The 7,224-nt window shown below is 69.2% G+C and carries 3 protein-coding genes; all 3 read left to right on the top strand.

What is annotated here, in order from left to right; genetic code table 11:
• The first annotated feature begins 595 nt into the window (after positions 1 to 595).
• The 3 genes from AC6R2M_RS17195 (at position 596) to AC6R2M_RS17185 (ending at position 7,144) form a co-directional block, all read left to right on the top strand.
• On the top strand, positions 596 to 2,527 hold the full coding sequence (locus AC6R2M_RS17195) for a M23 family metallopeptidase (RefSeq protein ID WP_500484264.1): 1,932 nt from the start codon (positions 596 to 598) through the stop codon (positions 2,525 to 2,527).
• 256 nt (positions 2,528 to 2,783) lie between these two features.
• Positions 2,784 to 3,899, top strand: a complete 1,116-nt coding sequence (locus tag AC6R2M_RS17190) for an efflux RND transporter periplasmic adaptor subunit (RefSeq protein WP_500484262.1) — start codon at positions 2,784 to 2,786, stop codon at positions 3,897 to 3,899.
• Positions 3,900 to 4,000: 101 nt separating this feature from the next.
• Positions 4,001 to 7,144: an efflux RND transporter permease subunit gene (locus AC6R2M_RS17185; protein ID WP_500484260.1), complete on the top strand. Its 3,144-nt coding sequence runs from the start codon at positions 4,001 to 4,003 to the stop codon at positions 7,142 to 7,144.
• Positions 7,145 to 7,224: the final 80 nt, after the last annotated feature.

Genomic DNA, 7,224 nt, shown 5'->3' with positions numbered 1-7,224 from the left:
AGGGAGGTTTCAGCCGTCAACAGCCGATTTGAACTTTTCTCGCCCTGCTCCATCTATCGCGCTTTCGCAGTGCATCCGAACGCCTGTGGCGCAAGGGTTTGACCGTTTGGAAAAAACTTCGGGCCGGGGAGGATCGGTCGCCCTGCACTCCTCAGGGGCCGTCGAAGCAGGGCCGGACGGACGCGAATCCGCAAGTTCGGCGTCCGCCGTTCCCGCTTCTCCTCCCGTCTCGACCGCGCCAAGCGTGTCTCGCGCGCGTCATCCCTCTTCGGAGTGTCGGACGCGAGGGGCGCGAAGGCCCGGCCTGCCGTCTCCGCGTTTGGCGGAGGCGGATCCAGTCCTCCAGACCGAACGGCCGCCGGAGCCGAACGGTGCCGCGTATAGCGCGCGCGCGCGATATCGTCGCCGCGTCGCGTCATGCTGGACGATTGACACCGGGCCCCTCGCCTGGCCAAAACCATCCGCGCGGCCATGTTGCGGGAATGCGACGGTGCCGCGAGGCCTCGACTCGTCGTCGGCGCCGGTCGTGCAATCGACATCTTCGTCGCCCACTCGCTGGTTGAACTCCGAGGACAGATTGAGAGATCGGCGACCCGTGAAGCTGCAGCTCGGCGACGAACCGCCCCTGATCGCGGACCGACGCCGCAGGCCGGACCGGCGCCAGGTCTCCGCGCGATGGCTCGCCGGCACTCTTCTCACCGGCCTCACCTCCACCGCCCTCATGGGGATCGCCCTGTCCGCGGCCCATGACGGGCGGACCTCCATGGCGAGCCCCGCGACCGCCGCCGTCGCTCTTGCGGCGGAATCGGCGCAGTTCTTCGACAAGGGCGAGCGGGTCTTCGCCACGCCCATCCCGATCAGCCGTTCGCGGCGCACGATCGAAGTCTCGACCCTCGTCTCCGAGGGGAACCGCGAGGTGGTGCGCACGCAGCCCTTCGCCTACGCCTCCATGCTCCTCGCCGCGCGCCAGCCGAACGTGCCGGACTATCCCGACTTCGACCCGATGGCGGTCTTCGCCGACGAGGAGGAGGACGAGAGCGGCTCGCGCGGCGCGGTCGTCGTCGACACCAGCCAGATCTACGACGCGCGCGTCGAGCCCGACGTCGCCCTCACCATGGAGCCCTTCGACTTTTCGGCGCCGTTTGATTCCATGGCCGACATCGGCACGCAGGAGGCCGAGCGCCTGCTCCGCTCCGCGATCGACGCGGACGGAGCGATGCCCGTCCAGGTCGCGGCGCTCGCGCCCTTCGATTCCGGCCGCTTCGACATGGCGCACGACGCTTCGGCCTATGTGCCGGGCTCGGCCTTCCGGATCGTGGAGGAGAACGTCTCCATCGCGGTGGCGGACGACGCGTCCGCACCGCGCGGCCGCTATCTGGAGGAGATCGTCCCCTTCCGCGAGGATCGTGCGATCATCGAGGCGCTGAAGGACGGCGGATACGAGATCGACGGGACGGACGAAGCCTCCGCAGCGCTCGCCGAGCTCATCGGCCGCGAGGAGCTGAAGGCCGGCGAGGTGCTTCGGCTCGGCCTGGAGGAGGCCGGCGAGACCGAGCGTCTCGTGCGGCTGTCCGCCTATCGGGGCGAGGACCAGCGCCATCTCGGCACGGTCGCCATCCGCGGCGACGGAACCTTCGTGTCCGGCCCGGAACCCGAGCTGTCGCGCTCGGTCGCGGAGGCCTTCGACGAGAGCGCGATGGAGGCGCCGCTGCGCGCCAGCATGCCGAGCGTCTACGACGGCATCTATCAGGCCTCCCTCGCCCACGGCCTGAACGACCGCCTGTCGCAGCGGCTGATCCGCATCCTCGCCTCGGAGGTCGACTTTCAGGCGCGGCTCGGCCCGACCGACCGGCTCACCCTGCTCTACTCGCTGGAGGACGGGCACGAGACCGCGAGCGAAGGATCCGAGATCCTGTTCGTCGAGGCGAGCTTCGGCGAATCGACCCGCCGCTACTACCGCTTCTGGTCGGAAGAGGACGACAGCGTCGATTATTTCGACGAGGAAGGTCGCAGCGCCCGCCAGTTCCTCCTGCGAAATCCCGTGCCGCGCGGGCGCTTCACCTCCTCCTTCGGCGAGCGGCGCCATCCGGTGCTCGGCTATCGCCGCATGCACTGGGGCGTCGACTGGGCGGCCCCGCGCGGCACGCCGATCCTCGCCTCCGGCTCGGGCACGGTCGTCTCGGCCGGATGGTCCAGCGGCTACGGGCGCCAGACGGTCATCCGCCACGCCAACGGCTACGAGAGCTCCTACTCCCACCAGCACACGATCGCGGACGGCGTGAAGGCCGGCGCCCGCGTGCGCCAGGGGCAGGTCATCGGCACCGTCGGCTCGACCGGCCTCTCCACCGGCAACCATCTCCATTACGAGCTCTCGGTGAACGGGCGGCGGGTCGATCCGATGCGCATCCGCCTGCCGTCGGGCCGCGCGCTCGAAGGCGAGGAACTGGCCGACTTCCAGCGCGAGCGCGAGCGCATCGACGCGCTGATGCACGACAATCTGGAGGACCTTCGCGTCGCCGGACGCTGAAGCGTCGGCCCGCGGACCCGTCCCGGTTTTCAGGAAAGCCTGACGCTGATCTCAGGAATCGTGCGCCTCCGGGCGTTCGAACGGACGCGGGGCAACGGGTCTCCGGGGGCCGCGCGGGCGTTGACGAAGCGACACGGCGTCGTAAAAATGGGCGTCGGGACCGGCGGACCATCTTTCGGTCGCCATTCTCCCCACCTATCTGCATCCTCGCCGATTTCCGTTTCGAGACCGCTTCATGGCCAAAGCCGGCAGAACGATGGGCTTCTTCATTCTGCTCGCGCTCGGCGCGGGGCTGGGCGGGGCGGCCTACAATCATTACGCGGCTCCGGGGGGCGAGGCCGAAGGTCCGATCGTGCTCGCCGACGCGAGCCAGCCGGCGGTCGAGCTGGCCGAGATCGAGGTGACGACGGTCGCGCCGACCGACCTTACCGACGAGATCCGCATCTCCGGCGCGCTGCAGCCGCTGCAGAAGGTCCGCCTCGTCGCCGAAGTCGGCGGCCGGATCGAGACGGTGACGCAGCAAGTCGGCGACGCGGTCGCGCAGGGCGACATTCTCGTCGAACTGCGCACCGACACGCTGCAGGCGGTGCTGCGGGCGCGCGAGGCGAGCCTCGAGGCGAGCCAGGCGCAGCTTCGGCTGGCGGAGTCGATCCTGGAGCGCAACCGGCGCCTGGGCGAAAGCGGCGTCTCCTCGCAGGCGGCGCTTCTGGAGGCGGAGGCCAACGTCCTCAATCTGACGGCGCAGACGCGCGGCCTGGAAGCCGACATCGAGCAGGCCCGCATCCAGCTGGAGGACGCGGTGATCCGCGCGCCCTTCGACGGCATCGTCTCGGCCCGCTCCATCGAGCCGGGCCAGGCGATCTCCGTCGGCACCGATCTTCTGGAGATCGTCGACATCTCCCGCGTCGAGGCCGCCGTCGCGGTGCCGACGAGCCGCATCGCGCAGGTCCAGGTCGGGCAGGAGGCCAATCTTTCGGTGGACGGTTTCCCGGGCGAGACCTTCCCGGCCAAGGTCGTGCGGATCAGCCCCGTCGCCGAGGCCGGATCGCGCGCGGTGCGGGTCTATCTGCAGATGGACAATCCCGACGAGCGCCTTCGCGGCGGCATGTTCTCGACCGGATCGCTGAAGCTCCGGGATTTCCCGGGCGTCATCGCCCTCCCCGCCTCCGCCATCCGCACCGACGATCGCGGCGATTTCGTCCTGAAGGCCGAGAACGGTCGCCTGCACCGGCAGGCGGTCGAGCGCGGCGATGCCTGGGCGGCGCGCGGTCTCGTCGAGGTGCGGTCGGGTCTTTCGAGCGGCGACGTCGTCGTCACCGCGCCGCTGCCCGATCTCGCGCCCGACGTCGAGGTTCGCATCGCCGGCATCTGAGGAAGCGGCGCGCCGCCTTCCCGAGGATCCGCATCCGTCCGACGCTGCCCGGGGCCCTTGGATCCCCCCCGCATGCGTCCCTTTGAAGGCCTCACGCCCTCATGTTCCTGACCCGCATCTCCGTCGCGCATCCGGTCTTCGCCACCATGATGATGGCGGCGATCCTCGTCATCGGCCTGTTCGGCTTCTCGCGCATGCCGATCGAGGAGTTTCCGGAGGTGGACCTTCCGGTGGTCGTCGTGGCCACCGGCTACACCGGCGCCTCGCCCGAGACGGTGGAGAGCAACGTCTCGCGACCCATCGAAGAGGCGGTGAACACGATCGGCGGCGTCAACACGGTGCGCTCGGAGAGCTTCGAGGGCCGTTCGCTCGTCATCATCGAGTTCGATCTGGACCAGGATTCGCGCGCGAGCGCCCAGGAGGTGCGCGACCGCGTCTCCCAGCTCGAAGCCGGCTTCCCCGACGAGGTGGACACGCCGCAGATCACCCGCTTCAACCCCGACGACCAGCCGATCCTCTCGGTCGCCGTCTCCTCGCCGACCAAGACGCTGGCCGAGCTGACGACCATCGCGGACCAGATCATCACCAACCGGCTGAACGTCGTGTCGGGCGTCGGACAGACGACCATCGTCGGCGGGGCCGAGCGTCAGGTCCTGATCATGCCGGACCCCGAGCGGCTGGAGGCCTTCGGGGTCTCGACCGGTCAGGTCATCGACGCGATCCGCCAGCAGAATCAGGACCGCGCCGCCGGCAACATCACCTCGGGCAACGACCAGCGCATCCTCACCGTCGAGGGGCGCCTCGCCGACATTCCCGACTTCGAGGAGATCATCGTCGCGCGCAACGGGATCTATCCCGTCTATCTCGCCGACGTCGCCCGCGTCATCGACGGCTCGGCCGAGCTGACGAGCGCGGCGACGCGCAACGGGCGCCCGGCGCTCGGCGTCGACGTGGTTCAGGTGCAGGGCGCCAACACGGTGAGCCTCGCGGTCGATCTTCGCGCCGAGATCGGGCGGCTGGCGGACGAGCTCGCCGCCCAGGACGTCATCCTCGACATCTCGCGCGACAACTCGACCTCGATTGCCGCTTCGGTCCAGAACGTCCAGAACATGATGATCGAGGGCGCGATCCTCACCGTCCTGATCGTCTTCCTGTTCCTCAACTCCTGGCGCTCGACCGTCATCACCGGCCTGACGCTGCCGATCTCGGTCATCGGCACCTTCGCGGTGATCTACTTCCTCGGCTTCACGCTGAACACGATGACGCTGCTGGCGCTCTCCCTCGCCATCGGCATCCTCATCGACGACGCCATCGTGGTGCGCGAGAACATCACGCGCCATCTCAACATGGGCAAGAGCCACACGCGCGCGGCGCTGGAAGGCACCAACGAGATCGGCCTCGCGGTGCTGGCCTCGACGCTCACCATCGTGGCGGTCTTCCTGCCCGTCGCCTTCATGGGCGGCATCATCGGCCGCTTCTTCCTCCAGTTCGGCGTCACGGTCTCGGTCGCGGTGATGATCTCGCTCTTCGTCGCCTTCACGCTCGACCCGATGATGTCGAGCGTCTGGTACGACCCGGCCTCCCAGCCGAACGCCAAGCGCGGGCCGATCGGGCGGCTCGTCGCGCGCTTCGACCGCTGGTTCGAGGGTCTGGCGCACCGCTATCGCGGCCTCATCGCCTGGACGCTGAACCACCGGCTCGTGACGATCATCGCGGCGGTCGCGATCTTCGCGGGCTCGCTCGCGCTGGTGCCGCGCATCGGCGGCGAGTTCGTGCCGCAGGGCAATCAGGGCGAGTTCCAGATCGCGCTGGAGGCGCCCCAAGGCTCCTCGCTCGACTACACCGCCGCCAAGGTGCGGCAGGTGGAGGCGGCCCTGTCCGAATTCCCCGACATCGTCTCCACCTATTCGACCGTGAACGCGTCGGGCGCGCGCGGCTTCAACGCCGCGATCATCCAGGTCACGATGCTGCCGCTCGGCGAGCGCTCCATGTCGGCGCTCCAGATCGCCGAGCCGCTGCGCCAGAGGCTCGAGCGGATCGCCGGGCTCGACATCTCGATCAATCAGCTCGCCACCGCGGGTCCGGGTGGCAAGCCGCTGCAGCTCTCGATCCTCGGCCAGAGCGAGGACGAGCTGCGCGAGGTCTCGGCGGAGATCACCACCGCCCTTCGCGCCATTCCCGGCGCCATCGACGTCGAGTCCTCCATCGAGGACCAGCGGCCGACGCTGGCGGTTCGCATCCGCGCCGAGGCGGCGAGCGACCTCGGCGTTCCGATCCAGTCGATCGCCGAGATGCTCCGGCCCCTCATCGCCGGCGACGCCATCTCGGTCTGGAACGCGCCGGACGGCGAATCCTACGACGTCGTCGTGCGGCTGGAGGCCGGGGCGCGCGAGCGCGCCGAGCAGCTCCGCAACCTGACGATCGCGACGAACCGAACCAACGAGGACGGCACGCCCAACATCGTCCGGCTCGACCAGGTGGTGGAGATCGTCGATTCGGTCGCGCCCGACACGATCACGCGGCGCGATCTCTCCCGCGAGGTCCGCATCGACGCCAACGTCTCGGGCCGTCCCATCGGCGAGGTCTCGGCCGACCTGACGCGGGCGCTGGCCGAGATCGACACGCCGCCGGGCGTGCGGGTCGTCTTCGGCGGCGAGGCCGAGGACATGGCGGAAAGCTTCGGCTACGCAATCCAGGCGCTGGGTCTGGCCGTGGTCTTCATCTATCTCGTCCTGGCCTCGCAGTTCGGCTCCTTCCTCCAGCCGCTCGCCATCATGGTCACGTTGCCGCTGTCGCTGATCGGCGTTCTGCTCGGCCTTCTCCTGATGGGCTCGACGCTGAACATCTTCTCGATCATCGGCTTCATCATGCTGATGGGCCTCGTGACGAAGAACGCGATCCTTCTCGTCGACTATTCGAACCAGGCGCGCGCGCGCGGCCTCTCGCTGAACGAGAGCCTCGTCGAAGCCGGCGCCATCCGCCTGCGGCCGATCGTCATGACGACGCTCGCCATGGTGTTCGGCATGCTGCCGATCGCGATCGGGCATGGCGAAGGCGGGGAGCAGCGCGCCCCCATGGCGCATGCGGTGATCGGCGGGCTCCTGTCCTCCACCGTGCTGACGCTCTTCTTCGTGCCGGTGATTCTCACCCTTCTGGAGGGCTTCGGGCGGCGCATCTCGCGCTTCCTGCCCAAGGCCCCGCCGGACCACCACGCGGACGGGCCGGCCCGCCAGCCCGCCGAATAAGGCGCGTCGAGGCCGATCCGTCCTCCCCTGCGGCGGCCCGGTGGAACGGACACCCTTGCGCGCGCGCCGTCCATGGTGTC

It is taken from the genome of Aureimonas sp. CAS, assembly GCF_059838215.1.
The sequence above is the reverse complement of the archived record's forward strand: the minus strand, read 5'-3'. Positions and strand labels throughout refer to the sequence as shown.

Bases quoted from the DNA above. Each gene is read 5' to 3' on its own strand.
- AC6R2M_RS17190 (WP_500484262.1), top strand. From the start codon at position 2,784: ATGGGCTTCTTCATTCTGCTCGCGCTCGGCGCGGGGCTGGGCGGGGCG.
- AC6R2M_RS17185 (WP_500484260.1), top strand. From the start codon at position 4,001: ATGTTCCTGACCCGCATCTCCGTCGCGCATCCGGTCTTCGCCACCATG.